Here is a 26,058-nt window from a genome sequence, read left to right as displayed (position 1 = left end):
TTTGTTATTTTCCACCTATTACACAGTCACAGTAATTACTCCACTAATTTTTCCACTTGTATAACTAAAAGTATTTGTAACTGTCTTATTATCCTTTTGAATTGATTCTGTATTAATTTTTCCTAGATTATCTCCAGTAGTAAAATAAGTATAAGCTGTGATTTCAGATTTATCTCCGATTATAGTACAACCTGATATTTTTCCATTTACATCATATGCATAAGTAGTAGTATAATTACCAAAGAGGGAATCTCCACTTACTTCTGTAATTAATCCTCTTAATTTTAATAATGTGTCTCCATCAGTTGAAACTCCATTTTTTATTGCTATAATAGAATTATCAACTTTGGTTTGAGATCCTGTTGGTGTTTCAAAATCTGTTACTTTACTTCCACTATCTTTTAAATTACCAGTAGCATCCATTGATAAAAAATTATTCAATATTGGCGTTATAACCTTGTCTGCTTTTAATGTGTTCATAGAATCTAATGCTAATTTTAATATTCTACCTTGATTTGCACTCAAGACTTTTGTGGCATCTGTACTTGTTAATGAATCTATTATATCTGAAAGCTTTAATATATCACTAGATAATATATTTGGTATAACATTCCAATCACTCACATTTGTACTACCTACTACTGTCTGATTTGCAATTAAATAATCTCCTACATTTAAACGAACACCTACATTTCCTGTTTTACTTATAATCCAATAATTACCTTCCGATACGTTACTTGGTAATAATCCTAAACTAGCATCTAATGAACCTTTTCTCGTTAATCCACCTACTATTCCAGATAACTTATTTTCCACAAATTCTCTTATAGCTTTTACACTTGCGAGATTAGAATCACTATTACTGCCTAATGTATTATCAGTTTGAAGAAATCCCGTAATCCAATTATCTAATCCGATATTTGTAATAGCATTCTGAGTTGCATTAATAGTTTTATTTTTTAAAATATCTGTGGTTTCTGCACCAATAAATCCTGTTTCACCTATTAACTCCCAATCTGTAGAAATAAACGAACTATTAGCGGTTGTAATTTTACATAAATAAAATCCATAAAAATCTCCATTATTATATATTACTGTAGAAGTATTAGCTGTATATAATGTACTTCCTACCCATTGGCTTATATTCCCTATTGAAATATCACCACTTGTTGGTGATTGTAATATAATGTTTCCATCTTCTAAAGTTAGAACTTGTCCATTTGCTCCATTTAAATTAAATTTATCCATAAATGTTTGTAAAGAAACTATTTCGCCATCTATAGTTGTAATATTATCTCCCATATTTAAAATGTTTTCAGTATTTTGACTTGTTTCATTTTCAATGCTATTTATTCTTTCATGAGAAGATTTTATACCTGTTTCAATTTTCTGTAATGTAGTTGTGTTTATTGATACTCCATTGTTACCATTCCAATTATTAGGAATATAATTATATATTGACATATAAATGCGTCACTCCTTTCATCTTTAATTACTATTAGGATATATTGTTTCTTTTGGAAATAATCTACTGTTAGGATAAAGAACATTATCAATTTGAGATGTTAAATCATAAATTTTATGAGCATCTATTGACATAGTTCCATCTATTTTTAAAGGATAACTTATTTTATCAATCATATAAACTCCTTTTAAATTATGAGCAGGAACATTAAATTTAATTAACGTATTGACTTCATTTATTAGGTATATAGGTAAACAACTAATTGATATTTTTTCATTTAAATTACTATGAAGAAATAATTCATAATTTGCTCTATCTAAACATTGAGCTATTGTATAATATTTACTCTCTGATATAGGAAAAATTCTTTCCCCTATATTTACGGTTGAGTATTTATTAGTAGCATCATCATTTCTTGCTATTGCACTTGGTTGAGTGCCATCGGTTTGTTCTCCACCATATACTTTTATTATGTTTCTTACATTTTGAAAATCATCTATTGTTTGACTAGTTATTCTAAAATCATAATCTGAAAAATCCCATATAATAGGATCTGTTAATCTATATTTATATTTTTCGTATCTAAAGAAACCTTCAACATCATAATAACATTGATACCACATATATAAATTCGACAATTCTTTTATTATATCCCATTCTGTACTTCCAATATCTTTTTCAAGTTTATAAGGAACGCCTCTAATAGCCCCATTATCGTCAACACAATCTTCAATTATATATTTTGTTTCATGTCCTAAACCAGTTATAGTTGTTCTAATTGCTTGACTTATCGGTATACCTATATCACAAATTGTTTTAGGCATGTCCAGTTTTCCATTATAAGTTCCATCATGATAAGCCATTTTATCTATACCTCTAAAAGTTATAGTGCATTCAGTTAGACTTATATTTATTTGAGGTTGATCATAATTAAAAATACCTAAATTGAAATAATATATTTGGTCATTTTTTATAGACCGTATTCCTATTTCCAATTTAAATTTTCTATTCAACCATATTGGACTATCGGGAGAAGGAATAAAATTATTCTTTAAATATAGTTTTATACTGTCTGCTGTCCTTCTTATAGAGGAAGAATTATCAATTGTAACGCTCCCATCTGTTAAAAAACCCTCTATTCTATCTACTATATTATCATTTGTATCTAATATAGCCATTTTTACATGCAATTCTCTTACAGCTTGAAACATTAAATCATATTCCTCTTGAGTTACCATTTTAGTTTCCTCCTCCCTATTCCATTTTATTTTTATTCTATGAATCCATTATTTCTCATATCTGAGTCATCATAAACATCTCCAACTTCTTGAAAATCAAAAGAAATAGTACCTAATCGTCCTGATAATTCGTTATTAGGTGAAAATTTAGCGTTGCCTATAGTAGCAATCATCATCATTTCTCCATTTGATGAATTTCTATACAACTTTGGTTTCCAATTCTTTAGAAAATTTACAACATTAGTCCTATTTATCTTTTCTTTATATATATCTATCGGCCCATCTAAAGAATTATCTGACAAAACCATAGCTTTTAATGATCCTTTTTTATAATCCAAATTACCTGAATAGGTTGATATAGGATATCTTCCACCTAAAGTTTCTGTGGAAATACTAGGTTTTGTGAATTCTACATCGCCCTGTTCGATATTATATGATAACTGAACATTGTTTTGACTATCTGTAAGCCATATTCCATCATAATCAGGAATTATAGTTTCCATACTTCTATTACCTTGAACTGTTGTGGCTACTGGAATTATACAATATTCATACGGTTGAGCATTTTCTATATAATTATCCATTATTTGATATAATATAACAGCTTTATCATAATCAAGTTTTGCTATAGTATTCCATTGTAATTCATCTTGTTTACGCTTTTGAAATAAAATATACTTAATATCTTGCCCTTTGGTATCAATATTTCCTGCCTCTAAACCATCTCTAAACTCTCCGTTTAAAATACAATTATAACTCCATTCTTCTTTGCTTGATGAATAGATTTTATCAATATCATCAAATCCTTCAATAGCATCAAATATTGCCTTTTGTAATTCTAATCTATAATATCTGTTGGAGGGTAAAGAAATAGTTGTATTATTTGATAAAAATGAATTATAACCTAAAACTAATCCCATTATTAATATCCTCCTTTCAAATATTTTTTTGAAATTTAAATTTTTATTGTATTTTTTATTATCTTTAAAGTTTTATTTGGATAATCGAGAACATACATACATTTGTTTGCTAGAAAATATTGATATTCATCTTTTAAATTATCCTTTAATAGTTGTATTTTTATATTAGCCATTTCTGCACAAGTATCACTATAAATATCTAAAAATTTCTTTAGATTTAATTCATTCGCTATTTCACTGGTATTATTCATATAAGACGTAAATAATTTATCATAGCTATCTAATTGAAATTGTAAAATAGATATATTATTACATAAATCATTATTTATATCTTCAATGAAAATTTGTTCATTTTCCTTTAATTCCTTAATCATAATATCCTCCTATAATAATTGTATTTTGTTTATAGTTAATTGTATTAATTCAGGACTTCCTTCCATAATAGCTAACCTTGCGAGCATTTGATATAAATCGAATTCTTGCCGAGGAGTTATTCCTGTATAAATAGTATTTAATGCAAGGGTAACATAATCTTCCAAATTATATTGAGATATGTTACGTAAGACGTTTTTGCCTTTACATTTCATCAATAAATATAATTTGTTCTCTAGATTACTATTAGAGATAACTGATTCAATAAAAAGGTAATTATTTTCTGCAATTTCTAAAAACTTACTTTCTAAATTACCATAAGCTAACTGTTTTTCATTTTCTGTCATAGCAATTAATAATAAACTATTAATATCATTTACACATGTAGAATCTTTATTTATAAGTTTTAAATTTATATTTAACATTAATACTAATATATCTTTTTGTACTTTTTCCATATAAGTTATACCCCCTTCTTTTATTTAATGTTTATGCCTTAATATTTTGTGCCATTAATGTTTTAATGTAGGTTGCCACACCCGTTAATGTAGTGGGATTGACAATAGCTAAAGTACCTTTTGCAATATCCATAACTCTAACATCCAATAATATCTTGTCTATATGTTCTTTTGGTATTTTTCCACCCTTTACAGGAGTTGCGGTATAAACATCAGCAGGTATAGTTTTACTTCTGCGAACTAATTCATTGTGAATTGCATTTCTTAAAGCTAGAAAATCATTTACTCTAACTTTATTTCCTTTTAATATATTACTACCTAAATTTGCAATGATCGTTGAACTTTCAGCTGATAAACAAGCGTTATTACAATCACCTTTGCAAGTCCCGTAGCAGCCAGTCTTACAACCACCATAGCAACCCGTATAACAACTTCCACTACAACTACCACTACAGCCTCCACTGCAGCTACCAGTACAACCTCCACTACAGTTATCTTGACAGACCCCTAGACATGTCCCCCAACATCCACCACTACAGCTACTATCACATCCACCCAAACAACCCTGAGCACATATTGCACCACAGTTAGTGCTACATGAACCTAAGCATGTGAGTATGCAACTATCAGCACAAGATGCACTACAAGTACCTGTACAATATCCCGAACAAGATGTATCACAATCATTTGAACACCCTTCACTACAAGTATTAGTGCAAAAAGAACAAGCCATGCTATTCACCTCCTAAGAAAATTAAATCGTCATATTCTTTCTCTGTTATAATATTCAATGCCCATTCTTTAAAAATATTTAATTCTAATTTATCTTCTATACCCAATTTCTTATAAAGTCTATTAAAGAAATAGTAATTAGCCATTACACGAGATTGATGTGTTTCGCAGATATAAGTAGCTTTATGATTTGGAGTTCCGAACTTATCATAGTTATAACCACTACATAATGCACAACCACTCGCAATAGGACAAGTTAAACATTTTTTATTGTCATCATAACCACATTGTGAAGTCATAGTAATTTGACTTAATTCATTCAACCATTCATTGTCTTCCTTTTTATCCAATCCTTTATAAATGTCTCCGATAGGTTGTTCTTCTCTACCATTTAGAGCATATCCCATAAACCTAATACATGGGAAACATTTGCCATCAGGTGCAATAGCGAGCATTTGTCCATTACCTCCACAATTATGAACAATACTTCCATTTGCTATAAAAGTGTGCTCATTCTCTACCATTAAATTAAAAACCTCATAAGGTTCACAATTTAAATTAACTTCTTTCACAGGAGTCCAAACTACGTTATTTTCTTCATCATACTCACAAAATCTTGTTTTTTTTTTATCTAAATTAAAATAGACTTCGTATCTATCTTTAATTATTACTGTTCTACCCTCTATAACACTTTCCCCTGCTCTCTTACATAAATAGCAAGTAGGGAAATAGTTTAGTCCTCTTAATAAAATAAGAACATCATTGGCTAAAACTGGGCTTATAGTGTTAAACTTCCACATATTTTCTTTCTGTCTATAACATCCATCTGCATCTAGCAATCCTTTAAGTAAACTTTCAACACTTTCTTTATTCCAATTAAAAGCTTCTCTAGGTATATTTTTTTCAAAAGCAATATGTCCTATTTGAGATAGAATATTCAAAAGTTTTGTATTATTTTTAAATATATTAAACTGCTTAACCGTCCTGTAATTGTCTACTGAATAATTTATGTGTGCTTTGTCCATAGCTAGTTTTAATTCTTCATATTCTTTATAACTGCAACATAATTTATAGCCTGTAGTTGAACACCATCCATCACCAATATATCTACCTACAATATATGCGATATCATTATCAACATCTATGTCTCCAAATAAATGACAATGACTGGCTATTTTATCACCTTTCTTAATATCTTTTACTTTAACCCACTTGGAATCTGAATATTTATTCTTGCCTATTAATTGTTTAGTTAAATAAGGGTGTTCTTTGGTAGTAGATGTTTCAAATATTCCTGTTGCACGAATAGTAGCAGTATCATTACTAATTCTTTTAAATATATTGCTGACATTCTGGATTGAGTTATTCGTAGTTATAATATCCCCAATTTTTAAATCTTCAATTTTCACATTACCTTTAGGCGTAAGAACTAAAGTACCTTCTTTAAAGCACCAATTTTTATCTTCAGTTACTTCTTGTCCTATAGTTTCATCAAATAATGAACAAAAATATTTAGAATAATTTTCGTCTTCTAATAAATAATCTGCTAATTCAATCATTTGATAATATAAAATAGTAGCATCTTTTGTCTGCCAACCCTCTTCAAAAACACAATTTGTAAACGCACCTTTTAATCCTAAACTCCAAACATTCTTCAAAGCATCATTTAAAAACATAACATTTTCAGGCGCTAAAGTTATTTTTGTTTGAGAATCGGGATTAATTTTTAACCATGCTTTTACAGAACTTTCAACTATATCATAAGAACCTTTTCCGTCATGGAACACTCTACATTTATCATGTAATTCTTTATTACCATCTATCGTTATTCCAATACTAACTCGCCCTAAATTTCTTTTAATAAAGTTTTGTACTTTTTCTGTTTCAAATAAAACACCGTTGGTACTCATACTTATCATATAATTAGTTGCCCAAGGACTTTTTACTTCAAATGCTTTAAATTTAAAATACTCAACAATGTAATCAATAAGTTCTATTTCAAGTAGAGGTTCGCCACCAATGAATTCAAGAATAACTGCTACAGAGTCATCAAATTCATAATATCCATTTATTTTCTGTTTATCGAACAAAAAGTCTACAGATTGTTTTGCAACTTCTTTAGTCATTCTTCTACCTGTTTTATGTGTTTCATAACAATTATGGACTAAGATATTATTTGCAATGTAAGTTTTAGTTGACGTGCCTAAATTAAATACTTCTATTGTTTCTCCAACTGATATTTCTTTTATTTTTTTTCTGAGGAATAAAGATTTATTATAAAAGTTTTCAATTCCTTTACGTTGAACAGAAGGGGATACTAGTTTAATAAATCTTAATACATTCAAACTCTCTCGATTATTTGCTAGAACTCTTACATTATATTTAATTTTATTATTCACTGTAACACCATCTTGTTCTACACAATAAGGAATATTAATGACTTTTAATCCTTCTTCAATTTCTTTTATAATATCAATATCTGTGTTACAAATTCTTATTGTATTACCCTTTTTATCAATATGTCCCTCTGCATCATATATACCTGCTAAATATCCTTTATAATAATTAACACTTTTATTTATTTTAAAATTGTCATCAATTATTTTTATCATTTGATTATAAACTTTCTCTGTATTAGCAAATATAGATGGTTTTATTATGTTAAATTTAGAAGACACTTTAAAATCATATAAATAATAATCTATATCAAGAACTTTCATAATATTTTCCATTCTAGATATTATTTCATCATCTTTTACCGCTAATCTTATTTTGAATTGTTTGTAACCTCTTTTATCTATATATTTTTTATAACTTCCATCACCTTGCCACATAGATACAAAATATCCTATTTGATAATTTATATCATTAATATTTGCAAATTCTTCATTAATATCAGGAAGTGTATACACGGATTGTCCTACTTTAAATTTACCAGCCTCTCTATAATCATATTTAGATTTGTCGGTATTTCTTCTTGCTAAAATAGGGTGATTCGGAGTTACATTTAATATAGTATTATCTTCTAATATTATATTAATAGTTTCCGAAAAATTATTATGTAATTGTTCTACTTTAGCTATTTTGCTGATATTGTGTTTCCCTTGACCTTCAGAAAATTCATTAAAAGCTAAAATTTCATCATTTATTTCAATATCCTTTAATTGTCGTTTAGAAAAGTCTTTCATGGTGATCAATGTATCTCCGCTAAAACAATAACTGCAATTCAAGTTACAAGCCTCTGTAACTACCCATGTTATATTTTTTGTCCTTATATTACTTTCTGTAGAACATGAGGAATTACAACTATTGCAATCCCCACATGAACTCTTATTATATCTTTTATCACTTGATATTAATTCTCCAAAATAATCCGACCATTGACCAAAATCTTGTGAAGTTAAATACATTTTATTTTTTGGTATCATATATTATTTCTCCCTTCTAAGCATAAGTGTAATCAAATGTTACCCATGCTGTTCCTACTCTATATTTAATTGTTCCACTAGCTAAGTCAAACCATATATCATTTGGTTTAGCATATAAAGCTGGGTCTGTAGTTTGTGAAAATGTATTTACAGGGGCACTTGCTCCTTGGAGCATAAGAGATTGTGAAACTGCCTCATATCTAAATCCATAAATCGTATTTGCTTTAAAATTAGTTATAGAATTTCCAAATCCATCTTTCATCGCTTTTGCACCAAGATTATTAATATTCATTGTTGATGCCCCAGTTGAATTCACATTTATTTTAGCTGTTATTCCCATGCCATCAACATAACTTGTAGGAGCAGGGTCTAATGTAGCTGTATATATATTAGCAACACCTGTTGTAGTTATATAAGCAGGGTGCTTTACATAATCAACTATATGTGATTTTAAATTATTGGTATTTTCATTAACTGCACCACTTAAATCTTGTGCAGTGGTTTGTAAAAAGGCATTCCCAATCTTACCGATTTTATTTTGAACATCTAAATTTAATTTATCCAATGTAATACTTTGAATTTGAATTAAACTACCGTCTGCCAAAGCGACTCCTTCTACAATATTTTTAAATACTACAAAATTAAAATTAACAGGAGTTATAGTTCCATCCCATGTTCCAACCATTTTTACAATACTTAATCCATCACTATTTAACATATATTCTTTTTCTTGTTCTATATAATTTTTATCTGTATATACAAATATTTGGTCATTATTTTTATTAAACCCAATAATATCTATTGGAACAACAGCAGTATTTGTATTTACTATAACTGAACCTCTTAGAACCGTTAAAAAAGTTGAACTTCCTTTAGATACCACCATACTCCAATCATTTGTGCTACTACTTGGAGATATTCCAGTAATAGGTATTGGTGAGATGCAACCATATAAACTTCCATTTTGTTCTACTCCTTGGTTAATTGTATATGTGGCAGTTGAGTCATAGGAGCCTATGAAGGCGAGTCCCATTCCTGCAAACCCTCTTTCTCCTTGTATACCTTGTAAACCACGTTGGCTAATTTTTCTCCATTTAGTTGCATCTGATAAAGGATTTCCAATGTTGTCACTAGATAAACTCATATATAAATCACCATTAAAATCCATTACTGTGTTATAGATTTTGTATGGATAAAGACTATCATAATTAGCTATAAATTTTAAATAGTTATTTACATTGTCAAACCAAAATTTTTCTGTGTTTATAGCTATATCCATAAAATAATTTATTTTTTCAGCATTTAATATTTTATTGTTATATGCCGTTAATAAATAAGCCATTCTATCTATTTGGTCAGGTGTTGGATTCGTCAAAGTACATAAAATAAAATATTCGTCTATATCAGGTTTATCTGTAGGTGAAATATCAAAAAGCTCAATTGGAAGGTCGATCTGTTCGGGAAAAGTTGACCTATTATATGCCATATATTACCATCTCCTTATTTTGTTTTAATTGTTTGTTTAAAATAGTTTCTATATTATTAAAATCCCAATACCATATCAGTAATAATTCTATATTATTATCATCTGCATATTCTTTTTTTCTTCTATCATGTTCCTTTTGTTTTACAAATCTATCTTCTGCTACATTCGTACCTTCCCCATAAAAATCTATAGGTCTGTCATGAAATTCTCCTTGATATTCTATCAATAAATTATAATGTTTTATCAAATAAAAATCATATGAAAGATTCCCTCCACCTAATCCTAACAATCCATCGAAAGGCTTTTGTGATAAATAGTCTACTCCTTTTATAAACCCTTTATTTACTAGATATTTTTCAACTCTTTTTTCTCCTTTTGATTGTTTACACGCAGGGCATCTATTGCCGACACAGAAGCTTTTACATTCAACTTTATAACTTAGATGATTGCTATTTTCTTGACATATTATAAATACTTTTGTATGGCATCCATGGCTAATACCCCATGGTTTAATCCCTACATTCTTATTATAATCCCAATATTTTTCTAAGAAATCTTCATCTATATTATCAGCTCCCCATTGTGCAAAAGAATTACATTGATTACATTTTATAGCCCCTATAAGTCCATTAGTAAAACTATTTAAATTTTTTAATTCACTTTCATGTTCAGGATGTTTATCACATTTAAAATAATATTTCTTTTTTATTGAGCATGCTGTCTCATTAGGATTTTTATCATTTAAGTCATAATCCCATCTATCTAAAACATCTTGTCTATTATTATTAATGCACCATTGTTCAAATGATATGCCTTTTGCTAGTTTTACTTTTCTCATATTCTCATTACCATATAATTTACTTGCACATTTCCTGCAATAATATTTCCCATCTTCTTTAATATACCTTTTATAACTTACCCATCTCATAGGGCTTAAAATAGGACTTTTGCAATCAGGACAATCACATTTGACTTCAACTTTTACACCTGAACTGATTGGTAAATCTTTTACATCAACTTCAAGGCACTCTCTCATTTTAGTGAATATATATCCTTTTCTCTCATACCATATTTTATTAGTATTGCTCCAACTAGTGATTACTGTTTTTGTTATTAACATAGTTAAAATCCTCCTTAAAATCGTTTTTTGATTAATTTTTGCATTAAAAAAGATGACTAAAATTCTTTAGCCATCCACTTGTTCATTAAATCTTTTAATATTTCATTGTCTTCAAATTCAATATACGTTTTATATTTATTTCCTAAACCCGTTCCAGTCACCTTCGCTTTACTCTTAATAAATATATCTGCTTGTTTAATATTAAATATCTTCATTTAAATTCTCCTTATTTTTACTTTATTAAATTATTTCACATTGAATATCTACGCCATTATATTTCTGAACTAAGAAAACAAACAAAGTATCAGTTGGTAATATAGTAATTAAGTTGCTAATGTAATGATTTACTAGATTGCATGATTTTTTAAATACATGAATTCTATTACTATAATATCGCAATTCTATTTTATCTAATAAACTATACCCATATAGTGTTAAAAATACTTCATCCTCTTCTATAGATTTTAGCCAGCACTTGATTGTAAAGTTACTATCCATAGAAAATCCATTATTATCATCGTAATATAACATAGAATCAGCTGTAGTTAAATTTATCCATTCACTACTTTCAAAAGTAAAATTACCAACCGTGTGTGCAAGTATTCTAATTATCTCACAGGAAGCGAGGATTGCTCCATCTTGATATTGATTAGTTAATTCTAAAACATTATTTACTCTTGGGGCTTGATATTGTGTCATAAATGGAATGTATTCTGAATATCCTAATAATCCATTTTGTGTTATAACTTCGCATTTTGCAAAATAATTTGTATTATTTTCTAATAAATTAAACTCATATTGTAGATTAGAACCAAATATTTCCCTTGAAACTGATAATTGATTTTTTTGATGGTCGTATAATATATATTTTAAACTTAACATTAGTTCGCCTTGTGGTTGTGAATAAGTAACCTTTAAATTTAAACTTTGACTTAAAATAATACTTGGGATAAATAAATCTACTAATACAGGAGATAGAACCAAGAAAGAAGTCATATAAGACCATTCAGAAAAATCATTATTTATATTATAAGTTCTAATTTGGCATTTATAATTTACACCATTTAAAAGAGTACTTATAGGTATAGGACAAAAAAGTTGGAAACTTATAGTTGTATTATCGTATATCAAAGTATTATCGGATTGTTTAAATATTTGAATTTGATTTTTAACACATTGATCTGAATATGTAGGTATACTAAAGTTCAATTCATAATCCTTGGTTGCATCAAAAGGTAAAAATGATGGAATTTGTGGTGTCACTAACAAGTTTATCACTTCCTTGTATTTTTAATTATTTATATTAAAAAGGTCTTTTCCCATCTACATATCGTTGTGAAAAATTATTAGATGGAATCCTTATTATGACTACATCTCCAACTATCAATTTAGTAATATCCACTTCAAATTTAACAGGTAAATCACTTTCAAAATCATTATGCATTATCTTCAATGTGCCATTAACATTAATAGCTGTAATTATTCCCCATTGAGTCCTGTCATATTTTGTGTTTCTATCATATGCTATTATCATAGTTTCTATAGCTTTTAATATTTCATCTTGTTGTTGAATTTTATTTTTATCAATATTTTCACTCATATTTCACCTCATTTAAAAGGACTAACCTTTTTACGAGTTTAGTCCATATGTTTTAGTTGTTGAATACTGTTTGGCTCTTAAATTAATTGTATCCAAAGCTTGTACAATCTCAACATGATTTGTTGCATTAGGGAAACTTAAATCTCCATAAGTATTACTAACATAAGTATCTCCTTTAGAACTAGTATTATTAACATTACTCATACTTATCTTATCCATAATATTTTCTATACTCATTAAAGCATTAGGTAAATAAGTCACTAACTGTCCGAAGTCCTGAGTTTGAGTAGCTGATAATACTCTTTCTTTTGTATCTACCATAGCAAATCTACTTCCAGTAAATGAACCAACTTCTCCACCACTTTCAAATTTAGGTACAACTCCTTGACTAGCTAATACCTTCTCATTCAATAACAATGTTGCTGCTCTATTGAGTCCAGTTTCACCATCACCTTTAGATACAGTTATATCTACTCCACTACCATATTTTGCCTGTAGTAATGCCTTATCTATCTCTGTATTAACTGTAATAGAGGCTGAGTTACCACTACCTGTTGTACCTCTTACAGTAGAGCCTATTGTTCCGCTTGCTTGTGACAGTTGTAATGAATCCTGTAATGCCTTAGCAGATGCTACATCTGTTGTGAGTTGTTCTATTATGAGTTCCCAATTATATGAATATGTCTGTCCTAATGTTTTTAAACTCTCATCTGCAAGTAAATTCATATCGGAATAATGGAGACTCATTAAATTAGTTTCAATTAATTGACGATCTTCTAACTTTCTTAATTGTTCAGCATAATCATCATCTTTTGCAGTTTTCTGATCTGCTAGTGATTTCTTTAGTGCATTTAGTGAATCAGTTTGATGTTTTAATGCTGTAGATTTCTCCCAATTATCATTAGATTCAACTTGATCATTTACTGCTTTCTGTGCTGATTCAACTGCTTTTACATCTGCAACATATTTAAATTGAAAACTTCCATCTTGATTCTTTGTTAGAGATTGGATATTCTTATTTTCTTTTACTTCTTGCAATGCAGTTTGTTTTTCTATTAAGTCATTTTGATTTTTTAAACGAGTTTCAATTTCTGCTTGTAAATCATTTTCTTTATTCAAGCTATCAATCTGATCTTGAATAGCATTCTGTTGTTTTTCATTTTCTTTGTCATATGCTTTTATTACGTCTTCTGCAATTCTACTTTCCAGGACAGCCTCGTTCATTTTTAATGTTTCTTTTCTATTAGTACCAGTTTTACCTGCGCCAGCTTCAACAGTTATATCTAAATCATCGTATTTCTTTTGCAGTTCTTCTTTGTCAATTTCTGTATTTACAGTTATAGTTCGTTTCTCACCATTTCCATAAACGGAAGATGCTAGAGCATTTTTCTCATTCTCTTGTTGCTGTTTAAGAGCAATTTCTGAACTGATTCTTTGACTATTGAGAAGTGATGTCATTTGTTCTATTGCAAGACTTTTAATTGCAGCGCGATTATTATTAATTTCTACTAGTATATTCTTCTCTTCTTGTAAAACATCTTGTAGGGCAAGTTTCATCTCAGCAACTTGAGCGAGATTATATTTTCTACTATCAATTTCCTTTTCTAGAAAATCACCTTTCTGATATATTAATGTTCTTTCTGTAATAAGAGCTTCCCGTATTTTTCCCATCAGCATAACTTCTCTCTCTAGATTGGAAGTAATTTCTACATCAGTTTGAAGCATAGCTATTTTTTTACTAGATGCTGTAATTCTATCGTCAAACATTCCAAGTTGAATATTAAGTTTCTGATAAGTAAACTGTGCTAATTCTTCTTGGAAGTCGATTAATGCTGATTTCTGAGATTCAATTTCTGCTAGGATTTTATCTGAACCACCATCTGTAGTAGAGTCTCCTGTAGAGCTAGAACCAATACTGCCACTGTTAGGCATATTACTAAGGACTTTATTTAGATAAGCTTGTGTGCCTTCTCCATAACCTTTAATACCTTTCTCTACATCACCACCTGCCCACGATATACGTTTAACAAGATATTTAGCTAGGGCATCAATTGAAGCTTCTGCATTTCTTCTATGATCTCCTGAGCTATTAATAAGTCCTTCATCTTTTGCTGTTGAAGATAAGAATTGTCCTAGTCCAGTTGCTCCAGAAGATTTATTATATGCGTTAGGATTGAAACTTGATTCAGTTTGTATCATTGCTGCAATTAGATTAGGATCTAGTCCATATTTTGAACCAGCTTGATTTATCTGACTACTATACTTACCGCCAGCGTATTGCCCACCATAATTTCCAGATGAGGAAGTTTGACTTGTAGTAGATTTTGTTGATGCTCCTTCTAGTTTCAACATTGACTTAGCATTGGCTTCATTAACTTTAATAGATTGTTTAGTTAAATCAATTTTCTTTTTAATTAAAGTTTCCTCTTTACTAAGGGAGTTAATATATGCTTGAGAATTTGGTATAAGTTTTGATTGAGAAATGCCAAGTAATTTAAGTTGATTATCTAATGATTTTATTGCATTTTCATAATCTTTAATTGAATTTGTAGCTTGTTTATTTGCCGAAGTTAAATCTTTTGTTCCTTTAGTTATTTCATCTATTTTTTTACCATAGTCGTCTAAAGTGGCAGGTATAAAATCTCCCGTAATTTTCTTAAAACTATCTTCAATTTCTTTAACTTTATCATTATATATCTGAACTTTTTTTTGAGCCTCAGTAAAGGATTTTGCTTGCTCGTCAGTCATATCTGAAAGTCTACTTGATTTAATACCATTATCTTTTTCCCAAGCAATAGCATTTAATATAGCACTTCCATCTGCTTGAACTTGATAATATTTTGCCCATACTCCTGCTAATTGTTTAATTAAATTTTGTTCTACTATACTCTTTGCCTGTGCTAGTGTCTTAAAATTAGCAAGATCTATTTTATATTTTTTATTTAATTCATTTGTTAAAACTGTGTTCCCTTTGATATTAGCAGTGTAAAAATCTTCGGAATTCATCATCATTGAAATATAAGTTTCGTCTGCTGTTTTCTTTTCAGATTCTAAAGCATCTGATATTTTCTGATAAAGTAATGGTTCATTACTTAAATATGGAGCTAACTCTTGATGTTTATCAATAATTTCCTTCATAGATTCAGCAGAGAAATGTCCATTTGTGTTATATTCATCCATAAGTTTATTATATGCACCTATAGAATCCATAGATGTATCAAATGAATCCGTTAGGACTTTTAATTCTTGTGCAGAAAGTTTTGCCTGTGCCGCTGCATCTGATAAAGAAGTTTTTGTTTCTTTTAATGCTATTTTTTGTTCTGCAAGCAATTCTGTAAAGAAAGATATTTCATCTAATGGTAATTTTAAAGTTTTTGCAATTTTTTGGAAATTATCTAAACTATCAATTTGTGCATTTACCTCTTCGGTAGTATGTTCAGTTTTTTTATTAAACTCTTCCATAGATGTCGAAAAGTTTTTATAAGGTTCAACTTCAGCTAAATCTTTTAACATGTATATAGCATTAGAAGCATAAGTTTTTATTCCTTCTAAATTCTTACCACTTTCTGACATGGCATCTGCATGTTTGAGTATTAATGCTATTTCGGTTTCCTGTGCACCTGATCCTTCTGCTAAATTTGTATATTGGGCTTTAAAAACGGCATTTATTCCCATTATTTGTCCTTGAGCTTCAACTAATTTAGTTTTATACTCATCTAAACTTTTTTTTGCTTTATTTATTACAGCCGTTGCAGCAAAATCTTCTGTAGTTCCACCTTTATTATTTTTTGTCAACTTGTCTATAGCAGATTGATAATCAGCACCTTTGCCTGATGCTAGACTATTTTGAAGATCTATCATATCTTGATACTCTTTGATATTAGCTTTAACTTTATCAAAATTTTTATCAACAATATCTTCCATAGCCGCAGTTGATGCTATCAACCTTTTAGCTGCTGATAATTTCTTTAACTCTTCTGTCTGTTCTGAGAAGGATTTAGTTTCATCATTGATAACAGCCGATGCTCCTGGAATGGTCTTAATTAAATTTTGAGTAGCAGTTAATAATTTTTCTTTTTCTTCAGTTGTTAACGAAGTCTTATTTGCAAGTTCCTCGTAATCTTTAAGTGAGTCATTAATTGCATCTGATTCAGTTTTTAATGAAGTAACTGCACTCTCAATATTCTGTGACAAATCCTTTTGAGAACGTATATATTTCATAACTGCTGATGCTATAACTGTTAATATAACAACTCCAGCCATTATAGCTAAATTCATAAGTAATGCAGATGCCGCTACTGATTTTTGAGATGCATTCAAGGCTTGATCGGAAGCTATTTTACCTTTTTCTGTAGCAGATAAAGTAGCCATTGTTGCTGTTTGTTCTGCCATTAATATATTATATTGTTCTGTTGATAAAATTTTTGTATCTAAAATAACTTTAGCTTCTGCCTCTGTCAAAGTTTTAGCTACAATTTGTCTATTTAAACTTGCTTCCAATGTACCACGTTGCAATAAAGCTAAATTATATGCTTCCTCAGTTATAGTATGAGATGCAAGTTGAGCAGCTAATTCTGTTTCTGTATATGTTCTCATTAATGTTTCTGCATTATATTGCGCTCTTGTTATAGTACCTGAAGCAAGTTGAGTATCTAATGATGCTTGAAGTGTCTGACCGGCTAACAGCCTTGTATCTAGAGCTCCTTGGGCTGCACTCATTGTTACTATTCCAGTAGTAGCTACTCCTAATTTTGTACCTACTACACCTAATATAGCACCAGATTCTTGAGCGGTTATATTACCAGATATTATTTGTGCTTGAAGTGATTTTGACGCAGTATTATATGCTCTAGTTGCCATTGTTTGAGTTTGAAAACTTTTGCCAAATGCACTAAATGACATATTCATTCTATCTAAAGATTGTGTTAAATTACTACCTGTAACCATTTTAAGTCCAAATGATAATGTCTTAACCGCTATTGTAGTTTCTAGCAATATAAATAAGAATGATGAAACTTTACCAGCTAATGTTACAATCCCAGTTCCAATTTCAGTTATGCCTTTTAATTGAGGGAGTAATCCACCTGTACCTAATCCAACATACATTTCTTTTACTGTTGCATTAAAAACTTGTACTTTTTTATCTAACGTATCCATTGAAGCTTCTGATTTCTTAGCTGAGTAACCTATTGATTCTACAGCACTCTGTTGTGCCATAATGCCAACCTGATCATAATCCCTGGACAACAAATTTATCCAGTTTTTTCTCATAATTCCACCTAAATTTTCAAGTATATCGGTACTTTCTACAGTATTTTCTCCAAATTTATCTAATGTTGTTGAAACTTGTTGAATTATTTCTCCAAAACTCTTGAAATGATTTTCATCAGCCATCACTTCTATTCCGTATTCCTTGAGCGTGTTTAATGTCTGAGGTCTAAGCAAACGAGACTCCATCGCCTTCAATGCTGAACCTATTTCAGTTCCTGTGGCTCCCGTAGTATTACTTAAAACTGCTACCATCCCATTTAATTCTGAGATAGATATATTCATACTAGCGCTGGTAGCGCCAGCTTTCGAAATTGCTTCTGCAAAATCCGATGTGTCTGCAACTGTTTTATCTGCTAAATAATTCCAACTGTCTAAGAGCCTTTCACTTTCTGAAAATTCTATGTTCATTTGTTTCATACTGGTAGTTAGTAGTTCGGCCATTTGTTGACCGGATGTTATATTGGAAGTATTTAATCCTAAAGCAATAGTATTTACCATTGATGATAAATTACCTTTATCTACACCTGCTTTAGCTAATGCAGTATATGAATCTTGGATTTCATTTAATGCTAAACCATATTTTTTTGCATTATCTATTGAATCTTGTCCAAAGAGTTCTAATTCCTTCTTAGAAACGTCACCAATTACTCTTCCCAAATCCACCATCGAAGCCTCATAATCTCTGTTAGTTTCAATTAAATTACGTATAGATGCTCTTAACATAAAGATTGACTGTGCTGCTAATGCATATACTCCACTTACCTTAAATCTATCCGACATTGTTGTACCACTACTAGAGGATGACATAGCTAATCCAGCCTCACCACTTGCTGATGCTAATGTACGGCTCATCTTATCATATTTAGAAAGAGCAGAAGTTTCTTTTGTGTACATTGCTAATGTAGCCAACTGTCTTTTTTGATTAGATGCTATAATTTTATTGTTTGCTACAACTCTAGCTTGTGCTTCTGCATTAATAGTAGCTGTTTGTCTAGCTTGAGTTTGAGTTAGCCTTTCAGCTTCAGTACGATATCTTAATTGTTGAGCATTCGCAGATATTAAAGATGTCCCTAATAATCCATATCTCTCAGTAGTTTTTTTTACCTGAGTAGCCATACCTAAAAGCGATTGTACAGTTGTCTTATTTTCGAGATTTAACCTCTGATATGCTAAAGTTATTTTATTTAATTCTGCACTAGATTCGCTTGTAACTATTTTTGTAGAAGCAGTAGTCACTTGTTGCCCTGTAGTTTTATTAGTAGTTGTTTTCATAGTTTCTTTTAACTTTTGTTGTGCTTTATTATAAGCATCCGTTACTTTAGTAGCTGCTTTTACATTTTCACTAGCCCATTGTTGTGCTTGTGTTGAATTAGTTTTAAATGTTTCACTTACCGTATTACCATTAAGTTTAACAGCATTAAATGAAGTTATTAACTTATCCATACTTGCTTTTATTTTCGATGTGTCGATTCCAACGTTTGTTACACTTTCTATTTGTTTTCTAATTAATTTTATAGCTTCTAAATTTTTCGTTTTAGTTTGTTCATCCATGATGTTAAGATTCATTTTCTTTACACTTATAGATGCTAGTATTTTGTTGGCCTCAGTTGCGTTAGATTTGAGCAGATCCAAACCGATTTCTAATCTACCTAATAATTTATTTCCGTTTATTGCCATATATTATCTACTCCTTTCAATTTTAAAATAAAAAGAGTAGATAAATTTCTACTCTTAGATTGCAATGTCATCCTTTAATTGTCAAGAATAACATAATATTATCATATTTATTTTACGCACAAAAATAGAGCTAATTATTAAAATCAACTCTATCGAATATTTTATTTATATAAATCTAAAAGTAATTTCATATGCTCTATTAGTTCTGTTTTATACTTTTCCTTTAATTCATCACCACTAATTACAATCATATCTCCTGTAATATCAAGAATCTTACCAGTTAAAATTTTTTCTGTATCTGATAAATCTGAACCATCTTTGCTATTAAATAGAGTTTTATACAAGGAATTAGATTTTCTTAAATCATCAAGACTTGAATTATCCATACTTAAATTTTCAATATTCTTGTACATATAAATTGCATGGGATGTACAATTATTAAAATTATCTGCATATACTGTACTAACACTATCCCTATATTCATCTTTCAATTCTAATTTATTAGGTATTTTTAAACTATCAGTAGCACATCCAAACATCATAATTGACAACATCATAATACTAAATATGATTATTATTTTCTTTCCCATGTATTGTACCTCCAATAAATTATTATTTAACCATTTATAATAATTCATACTTGCATAATTTTATTTATATAAATCTAAAACTGCTTTCATTTCTTCATTTATTTTCATTTTATCTTCTTCTGAATCAGATCCTATTGTATACATAGCTATATCAAAACTAAGACTTGCCACCTTTGTTCCTAAAAACATTTCTGATTCTGATATTTTAGAACCTTCTTTACTATCAAATAAAGTATCAAACAAAGAGTTGTCTTTTTTTAGGTCATCTTTATTAATTGTATTAATATTCTCATACATATTTATTGCGTGTTTTGTATATTCTATAAAATTATCTGTATATATTGTACTAACTGAATTTTTATATTCATCCTTTAATTCTAAGTTACTCGGTATTTTCAAATCCCCACTCTCAGCACATCCAAATAATCCTACACACAATAACATGATACTAAATATTATTATTAGTTTTCGCATATATTGTAATCCTCCATTTAATTATTACTTAATAGTTTTATTATACACTATGATGGTTATATTATACAATACATAAGAAAAATAACAGTTTAATTTTCTACATAATAAAAACCCCTGAAATTAATCAGAGGCTTGTACATTTTTATTTAGTTATCTTCTCGTTCTACCGTCACCGCAACTTCATCTAGTTTTTTAATTTCTTGTAATTGAATATAATCTTGCATTGTTCGCTCTAATAGTTTAAAATCACAACAGGTATATGCCAAAGGATGATTTCTATTTGAACCAATTTTATATACTTTTTCTGCCAATGTTTGTATTTCAGTAACATTTGATTTACAATATTCATATTCAGCATTAACTAAATCTTTATAAGTTTGTTTTTTACTATTAAAGTCACATAATTTGTATTTATCTTTTGGTACTGGAAACATAAAACAAAATCTAATAGAACTAATAGCTTCGTTATTGTCTTTGATTACAAAGTTTGTCTTTTGCTTTACTTTAAAAGATGAAACAGGAGCAAAATAATCAAATTCATTAATAGTATAAACTATTCCACATGAGAACTTATTGTTTGATTGATATTCTAAGTCAGGTACTTGCCTATCAAAAATTTTTAAGTATTTTACATAATCTATATCTATTTCATAAAACTTTAAATTGCACATATTTCCCCTTTGTAGTAAAAAAGAGCTAGAAATTAATCTAACCCTTTTGCATTAAACCTCGCATTTTTATAGGTAGCGAATCACCCTGCATTAAACCTCACATTTTTGAATGGTAGTGAATCACCATGTATTAAATTTAATTGTTTTATTAAATAAAAGTATAGTCCATTATTTAGAACATGTCAATAGGCTATCTTTATTTATCTTTAATCTAATTTGGCTTAACTTAAAATTGAGTAATATTCTTTATTTCCGTTACTCCCTGAAATTAATCAGAAGCTAAAGCTTGGACTTTTATTCTTCTTCAGTAGCTGCAACTTCCTTAGAAGCATAACCAAACATATTGGATATATTAAAATATACATCATATTTACTTTCTTCTGAAATCTCGCCAACACATCTGTACAAATCTATTTTTAATAAAGGCTGAATATAATCTAACATTATAATACTGTCTTCTTTTACTTCGTCTTTATCCTTTAATAGAATCACATCGTTTTCTCTTTCGCAATCTGTTCTTGATGAAATTGGAGCCACTGAAATAATCACACTTTCAGGATTAAAATTATTAAGATTATTTTGAACAATTATAATACACCTAGAAAAATGTAAATTCCTATTATTTAATCTATCCGCATTGGGAATTGATATTAACTCATCTTTTACTTGCCAGATTTGTCCGAAAATAAATGTGCGATTATCCTTTATATCTTCAATACTTTTATAATATTTATTACTCATAAACAAATACATTCTTTTACTCTATCTTGTAATAACGTCATATATTGAAAAACTTCCAGTTCGACATTATTTCTTTCATTTACTTGTTGTTGAGTATAATAACTATTTTTTAATTTCGCAAGTCTACTATTTCGTCTATTTCCAGCTTCGATAAGTTTTTTATCAGAAGGTTTAAATATTAAAGATTCCATAAATACTCCTCCTTTATACGTTAATTATTACTTTATTTAGCCAAATTCCTTAAAGCTTTTTTATACTGTTTTGTACATTTTTTTATAGATGCAGCAATAACTGACCTATTTGCTTTCTTGTAAGTATTTTGTGTTGTAGTGTTATCTTTTCTCATTTCCATATTACTCGTCTCCCCATTAGTCTTATTTTTATCTTTACTCATGATATCATCCTCCAAATTAAATACATATATTACTATAGTATGTCCAATAGAAGGATAAAATACACTAAACTTTTTAATTATTATATATTTATTACTTTACACCTATAATACAATATAGTCAACTATAAATTAATAAAATATACCATAAGTTAAACTATCTAATAACATTTTAAAACACCAATTTTATATGATGTGGTTAAAAAATAGGAAGTAACTATGAGGTTTAAGTCATGTTGCTTCCTTTAGTGGGTTATTTCTTCTTTTTATTTCCCTCTTGCAACGCCAACATCATATCTTTTGTCACACGAGGTAAATTAGATTTAGTTCTTCCATTAGAATCTACTTCTTTATGATTTAAAGGATTAATTTCTCCTAATATTTTACTAGCATCAGTTGCATATGAATTTCCAATTATACCCTTATATGATTCAAAAGCAATATTAATTCCAATCTCTTTCATACAATCTTGATAATCTATATAGGTAAATTCTCTAACCTCAGATGGCGATTTACCATAATGAAGTCCTACTAAAATTACTCCCCTCCTTAGAGTTATTCCTGGATCGGTGGAGGTGTCTCGTTTTTTACTTCTGGCTCATCAACTAATTCATTAATTTTCTTAGTAATTTCTAGAATTCTACTCATGTCCTTTGCACGTAATTCTTCTAGAACTTCTCTTCCCACTTCTTCGGAATCAAATGTTGCAGTTAAAAAGTTTGTAACTATTTCTAATCCATCTGAAAATCCCATTAATTTAACAAAGCCCAAAGTTTTAATGTTCATATAATTGTTATAAAACCCTAATATCATGTATTTTACTTTGACAGCGTTTATTGAGTAGATTCTTTCATTAGATAACTGTATTTGTTCAGGTGTTAATTTACTTGCCATTTTCCTTATCTCCTTTATTATTTATTAAAGCAACAAATTCTTCTAAATTTTTAGAGGTTAAATGAGAACAAACTTTTACTTGCATATCTTTACCATCTAAACTCTCTAAATTCCATTGTCTTGCTATTTGTGCTATTACCTCTCCAAAAGGTTTATTGATATCAATTTCCATATTCCTTTTCTCCTTTATAATTTATTGATGGTTAAAATAAAAAGAAACTACAATTAAATAGCTTCTTTAATTACTGTGTCATTATTTAATTGTTTAAGATAGTCTTCATAATACATCCATACCAGTTTAACATTTGTTAAGGGATGTCTCCCTGCTGATTTAGCTGTTCCCTTACAACATTTAATTATTTGAGAATCACCTGCATGATACATTTTTGTTCCTTCTACTACATTGTTAAATTTTACTCCTGTTGTTATGCAAATAACTTTTCTTGTTCCTTGTTCTGTGACATCATATTTACACCATTCTAGCTTATTACCTTGCTTTAAATATGTTCTTGCAGTAGTTTCACTTATTTTTAATATTCTTCCAATTTCTACTGGATTTTTAATACCATCACACCATATATTACAAGCTATTTTTACTAAACTTTTACACGCAAATTCATGACATTGTATCCAGTCTATATTAGATAAATCAAATAAATTACTTAATCTACTTTTTAATATGTTATTCTTTATAAATTCCAATTGACTATATCTACAATCAATTATTATGTAATTGTCGATCCCATTTTTATTTGCCAATTCTTCTTTAAATCTATCATTTTGTTCTTCTAATAATGTTCTAGCACCTTTACGGTTAGTTTGCTCATAATGCTGAAGCCCATTTACTTCCAAAATACTATTTATAGAACAAATATAAAAATCATATCTATAAGAATCACACCAACTAAATATAGTTTTACTTAATTCTACTTTAAATTCTATGTCCAATTGTTCTAATACATTAAACATTATCTTTTCATTATAACTTACACCATCTGAACATTTTGGGCATCCAAATCCTTGATAAAATAAACTTCCAATAGCTATAGTTTTGATATGACCACAATTTTGACATATCATTTTAACTTTTTTCTTTGAACTAAATGAATATTTTTTAGTGTCTTCTATATCTACGAAATATTTTGTTAGTTCAGGATTTGTTACACCAACTTTATTACACTGATTGCAGTCAATACTATTTTGTTTTTTGCCTACTAAACTAGAAATATCTTTTAATTCACTTATATGTTCTGGGTGTTCTAGACATTTAAAATAGTACCCCTTTCTATTTAAACCATTAGAAGTGCAATTTACTTCTTTTGGACTATATTCATTTTTATCAACATCCCATCTCTCAAGTAAGACTTGCTGATTATTTTTAATACACCAATTATAGAATGACTTATCTGTTGTAAAATGAGCTAATCTAACACTTTTTCCACCATATAATCTCATGGCACATTTTTGACAATAATATTTACCATCCAATTTTACATTTTTATTATAATCCATCCACTTTATAGGTTTAAGTGGTGTTTTACAATTTATTCCATCACATTTTACATTAATGTAAGAATTACTACCTTTAGATAAATCTTCTACTTTTACCTCAAACTCTTCGTTCCAGTCATTACATATATAACCTTTAGATATATAATATTTCTTATTAGCTCCATTCCATTTAACCATTACAGTTTTACTTATTAAACTCATTTATTATTCCTCCGTAGAATTTATTTTCCGATTAAATATGTAAATAGAGGAAAGTAGAACTCGGAAGGTTCTACTTATTAATAAAAGTAATTAATTCTTATCTATTCCTCTATAGTTATATTATATAATGTTATTGTTTAATTGTCAATAAATATTTTAAATTAAAGTGCTACAGCATCTAGATATTTAAATTCCCACATTTTTCCATCTGGTCTACGAGGATCTAGTCCTTTGAGGGAAATATCATTGTTTGTTAATGACTTATAACTTCCACCCAATTTTGATGTTTGTAATATTTTTGCCTTAAAAATTTCAATCTGTCCGTAACCTTCTACTATTGAATCTGTAGAGTCGGCCCCAGAATAAATTGGGAATGTCATAGTTACAGCACCAGCACCAGGAAAATCAGTGGTTTTTACTGAAAGAATTGGAGCACTAACTACTGCTACTGAGTATGCAGGATAAACTGTTTTACCAGCATCTGCAACTGCAAACGCAACTGTTGTCTCAGAAGCAGCAATGGTAGGCATAAATTCTCCTGTGGCTGCTGGAGCAACTGTTGTCTCAACATAACCATTAATTCTGATACTTCCTACTTCACATACATAAGGTATAGTTATTTCTCCTGCAACGTCTATAATGTAAGGATCTCCGAAATATTTAAAAGTAGTTGCTCCTGTGGATAATGTACCACCACTTGAAAGAGCCTGTGCATTAATATCATATTGAGTATCTGATATTTTTATGTCGAGTGTCTTTTTTTTGTCAATCTCGGCAAGTGAAAAGAAACTCCACCCTCCGTCTATAGTTAAACTAT

General features: G+C 29.1%; 24 protein-coding genes. All 24 read right to left on the bottom strand.

Going from position 1 to position 26,058, the window contains the following annotated elements; all coding sequences use genetic code 11:
* Positions 1-18 precede the first annotated feature (18 nt).
* Positions 19-1,464 (bottom strand): hypothetical protein, encoded by a 1,446-nt coding sequence (locus JJD95_RS01360; RefSeq protein ID WP_291639566.1) that lies wholly within the window; start codon positions 1,462-1,464, stop codon positions 19-21.
* A 24-nt stretch (positions 1,465-1,488) separates the two neighbouring features.
* Positions 1,489-2,703: a hypothetical protein gene (locus JJD95_RS01355; RefSeq protein ID WP_291639564.1), complete on the bottom strand. Its 1,215-nt coding sequence runs from the start codon at positions 2,701-2,703 to the stop codon at positions 1,489-1,491.
* A gap of 32 nt (positions 2,704-2,735) precedes the next feature.
* On the bottom strand, positions 2,736-3,623 hold the full coding sequence (locus tag JJD95_RS01350) for a hypothetical protein (protein ID WP_291639562.1): 888 nt from the start codon (positions 3,621-3,623) through the stop codon (positions 2,736-2,738).
* Between the two features lie 35 nt (positions 3,624-3,658).
* Positions 3,659-3,997 (bottom strand): hypothetical protein, encoded by a 339-nt coding sequence (locus JJD95_RS01345; protein ID WP_291639560.1) that lies wholly within the window; start codon positions 3,995-3,997, stop codon positions 3,659-3,661.
* Between the two features lie 9 nt (positions 3,998-4,006).
* Positions 4,007-4,453: a hypothetical protein gene (locus tag JJD95_RS01340; protein ID WP_291639558.1), complete on the bottom strand. Its 447-nt coding sequence runs from the start codon at positions 4,451-4,453 to the stop codon at positions 4,007-4,009.
* A 31-nt stretch (positions 4,454-4,484) separates the two neighbouring features.
* Positions 4,485-5,186, bottom strand: coding sequence for a hypothetical protein (locus JJD95_RS01335; protein WP_291639556.1), 702 nt, complete (start codon positions 5,184-5,186; stop codon positions 4,485-4,487).
* A 1-nt stretch (position 5,187) separates the two neighbouring features.
* Positions 5,188-8,613, bottom strand: coding sequence for an LAGLIDADG family homing endonuclease (locus JJD95_RS01330; protein WP_291639555.1), 3,426 nt, complete (start codon positions 8,611-8,613; stop codon positions 5,188-5,190).
* Between the two features lie 16 nt (positions 8,614-8,629).
* Entirely contained in the window at positions 8,630-10,099 is a 1,470-nt protein-coding gene (locus JJD95_RS01325; protein ID WP_291639553.1) for a hypothetical protein, read from the bottom strand.
* Positions 10,089-11,219: a zinc-ribbon domain-containing protein gene (locus tag JJD95_RS01320; RefSeq protein WP_291639551.1), complete on the bottom strand. Its 1,131-nt coding sequence runs from the start codon at positions 11,217-11,219 to the stop codon at positions 10,089-10,091. The genes JJD95_RS01325 and JJD95_RS01320 overlap by 11 nt, the downstream gene beginning before the upstream one ends.
* 56 nt (positions 11,220-11,275) lie before the next feature.
* A complete protein-coding gene (locus JJD95_RS01315; RefSeq protein ID WP_291639549.1) occupies positions 11,276-11,434 on the bottom strand; it encodes a hypothetical protein in 159 nt (52 codons plus the stop codon).
* A gap of 25 nt (positions 11,435-11,459) precedes the next feature.
* Positions 11,460-12,488, bottom strand: a complete 1,029-nt coding sequence (locus tag JJD95_RS01310) for a hypothetical protein (protein WP_291639548.1) — start codon at positions 12,486-12,488, stop codon at positions 11,460-11,462.
* 34 nt (positions 12,489-12,522) lie between these two features.
* Positions 12,523-12,819 (bottom strand): hypothetical protein, encoded by a 297-nt coding sequence (locus JJD95_RS01305; RefSeq protein WP_291639546.1) that lies wholly within the window; start codon positions 12,817-12,819, stop codon positions 12,523-12,525.
* Positions 12,820-12,849: 30 nt separating this feature from the next.
* On the bottom strand, positions 12,850-19,767 hold the full coding sequence (locus JJD95_RS01300) for a phage tail tape measure protein (protein WP_291639544.1): 6,918 nt from the start codon (positions 19,765-19,767) through the stop codon (positions 12,850-12,852).
* Positions 19,768-19,928: 161 nt separating this feature from the next.
* On the bottom strand, positions 19,929-20,357 hold the full coding sequence (locus JJD95_RS01295) for a hypothetical protein (RefSeq protein WP_291639542.1): 429 nt from the start codon (positions 20,355-20,357) through the stop codon (positions 19,929-19,931).
* Between the two features lie 60 nt (positions 20,358-20,417).
* On the bottom strand, positions 20,418-20,831 hold the full coding sequence (locus tag JJD95_RS01290) for a hypothetical protein (RefSeq protein WP_291639540.1): 414 nt from the start codon (positions 20,829-20,831) through the stop codon (positions 20,418-20,420).
* Positions 20,832-20,977: 146 nt separating this feature from the next.
* Positions 20,978-21,502: a type III toxin-antitoxin system ToxN/AbiQ family toxin gene (locus JJD95_RS01285; RefSeq protein WP_291639538.1), complete on the bottom strand. Its 525-nt coding sequence runs from the start codon at positions 21,500-21,502 to the stop codon at positions 20,978-20,980.
* Positions 21,503-21,796: 294 nt separating this feature from the next.
* Positions 21,797-22,243: a type II toxin-antitoxin system PemK/MazF family toxin gene (locus tag JJD95_RS01280; protein ID WP_291639535.1), complete on the bottom strand. Its 447-nt coding sequence runs from the start codon at positions 22,241-22,243 to the stop codon at positions 21,797-21,799.
* The gene (locus JJD95_RS01275; protein WP_291639533.1) at positions 22,240-22,434 is read right to left on the bottom strand and encodes a hypothetical protein; all 195 of its coding nucleotides are present in this window, start codon (positions 22,432-22,434) and stop codon (positions 22,240-22,242) included. Before JJD95_RS01275 ends, JJD95_RS01280 begins: the two co-directional genes overlap by 4 nt.
* 32 nt (positions 22,435-22,466) lie before the next feature.
* Positions 22,467-22,637 (bottom strand): hypothetical protein, encoded by a 171-nt coding sequence (locus tag JJD95_RS01270; protein WP_291639531.1) that lies wholly within the window; start codon positions 22,635-22,637, stop codon positions 22,467-22,469.
* 250 nt (positions 22,638-22,887) lie between these two features.
* On the bottom strand, positions 22,888-23,097 hold the full coding sequence (locus tag JJD95_RS01265; protein WP_291639529.1) for a hypothetical protein: 210 nt from the start codon (positions 23,095-23,097) through the stop codon (positions 22,888-22,890).
* A gap of 92 nt (positions 23,098-23,189) precedes the next feature.
* Complete coding sequence (locus JJD95_RS01260) at positions 23,190-23,528, bottom strand: hypothetical protein (RefSeq protein ID WP_291639527.1); 339 nt, start codon at positions 23,526-23,528, stop codon at positions 23,190-23,192.
* Positions 23,518-23,700, bottom strand: a complete 183-nt coding sequence (locus JJD95_RS01255; RefSeq protein WP_291639525.1) for a hypothetical protein — start codon at positions 23,698-23,700, stop codon at positions 23,518-23,520. The genes JJD95_RS01260 and JJD95_RS01255 overlap by 11 nt, the downstream gene beginning before the upstream one ends.
* A gap of 53 nt (positions 23,701-23,753) precedes the next feature.
* Complete coding sequence (locus JJD95_RS01250) at positions 23,754-25,241, bottom strand: hypothetical protein (protein ID WP_291639523.1); 1,488 nt, start codon at positions 25,239-25,241, stop codon at positions 23,754-23,756.
* 161 nt (positions 25,242-25,402) lie between these two features.
* Positions 25,403-25,771, bottom strand: coding sequence for a hypothetical protein (locus tag JJD95_RS01245; RefSeq protein WP_291639521.1), 369 nt, complete (start codon positions 25,769-25,771; stop codon positions 25,403-25,405).
* Positions 25,772-26,058 lie beyond the last annotated feature (287 nt).

The sequence above is a fragment of the Clostridium sp. genome (assembly GCF_016650035.1).
GTDB lineage: Bacteria > Bacillota > Clostridia > Clostridiales > Clostridiaceae > Clostridium_AD.
Note: the sequence above shows the minus strand (reverse complement) of the source record. Positions and strands in the feature narration are given on the sequence as shown.

Coding starts and splice junctions, on each gene's coding strand:
- JJD95_RS01360 (WP_291639566.1), bottom strand. CDS start 1,464: ATGTCAATATATAATTATATTCCTAATAATTGGAATGGTAACAATGGA.
- JJD95_RS01325 (WP_291639553.1), bottom strand. CDS start 10,099: ATGGCATATAATAGGTCAACTTTTCCCGAACAGATCGACCTTCCAATT.
- JJD95_RS01295 (WP_291639542.1), bottom strand. CDS start 20,357: ATGGGAAAGAAAATAATAATCATATTTAGTATTATGATGTTGTCAATT.
- JJD95_RS01280 (WP_291639535.1), bottom strand. CDS start 22,243: ATGAGTAATAAATATTATAAAAGTATTGAAGATATAAAGGATAATCGC.
- JJD95_RS01255 (WP_291639525.1), bottom strand. CDS start 23,700: ATGGAAATTGATATCAATAAACCTTTTGGAGAGGTAATAGCACAAATA.
- JJD95_RS01330 (WP_291639555.1), bottom strand. CDS start 8,613: ATGATACCAAAAAATAAAATGTATTTAACTTCACAAGATTTTGGTCAA.
- JJD95_RS01285 (WP_291639538.1), bottom strand. CDS start 21,502: ATGTGCAATTTAAAGTTTTATGAAATAGATATAGATTATGTAAAATAC.
- JJD95_RS01260 (WP_291639527.1), bottom strand. CDS start 23,528: ATGGCAAGTAAATTAACACCTGAACAAATACAGTTATCTAATGAAAGA.
- JJD95_RS01315 (WP_291639549.1), bottom strand. CDS start 11,434: ATGAAGATATTTAATATTAAACAAGCAGATATATTTATTAAGAGTAAA.
- JJD95_RS01355 (WP_291639564.1), bottom strand. CDS start 2,703: ATGGTAACTCAAGAGGAATATGATTTAATGTTTCAAGCTGTAAGAGAA.
- JJD95_RS01335 (WP_291639556.1), bottom strand. CDS start 5,186: ATGGCTTGTTCTTTTTGCACTAATACTTGTAGTGAAGGGTGTTCAAAT.
- JJD95_RS01250 (WP_291639523.1), bottom strand. CDS start 25,241: ATGAGTTTAATAAGTAAAACTGTAATGGTTAAATGGAATGGAGCTAAT.
- JJD95_RS01345 (WP_291639560.1), bottom strand. CDS start 3,997: ATGATTAAGGAATTAAAGGAAAATGAACAAATTTTCATTGAAGATATA.
- JJD95_RS01340 (WP_291639558.1), bottom strand. CDS start 4,453: ATGGAAAAAGTACAAAAAGATATATTAGTATTAATGTTAAATATAAAT.
- JJD95_RS01290 (WP_291639540.1), bottom strand. CDS start 20,831: ATGCGAAAACTAATAATAATATTTAGTATCATGTTATTGTGTGTAGGA.
- JJD95_RS01350 (WP_291639562.1), bottom strand. CDS start 3,623: ATGGGATTAGTTTTAGGTTATAATTCATTTTTATCAAATAATACAACT.
- JJD95_RS01270 (WP_291639531.1), bottom strand. CDS start 22,637: ATGAGTAAAGATAAAAATAAGACTAATGGGGAGACGAGTAATATGGAA.
- JJD95_RS01245 (WP_291639521.1), bottom strand. CDS start 25,771: ATGCCTACCATTGCTGCTTCTGAGACAACAGTTGCGTTTGCAGTTGCA.
- JJD95_RS01265 (WP_291639529.1), bottom strand. CDS start 23,097: ATGAAAGAGATTGGAATTAATATTGCTTTTGAATCATATAAGGGTATA.
- JJD95_RS01275 (WP_291639533.1), bottom strand. CDS start 22,434: ATGGAATCTTTAATATTTAAACCTTCTGATAAAAAACTTATCGAAGCT.
- JJD95_RS01300 (WP_291639544.1), bottom strand. CDS start 19,767: ATGGCAATAAACGGAAATAAATTATTAGGTAGATTAGAAATCGGTTTG.
- JJD95_RS01320 (WP_291639551.1), bottom strand. CDS start 11,219: ATGTTAATAACAAAAACAGTAATCACTAGTTGGAGCAATACTAATAAA.
- JJD95_RS01305 (WP_291639546.1), bottom strand. CDS start 12,819: ATGAGTGAAAATATTGATAAAAATAAAATTCAACAACAAGATGAAATA.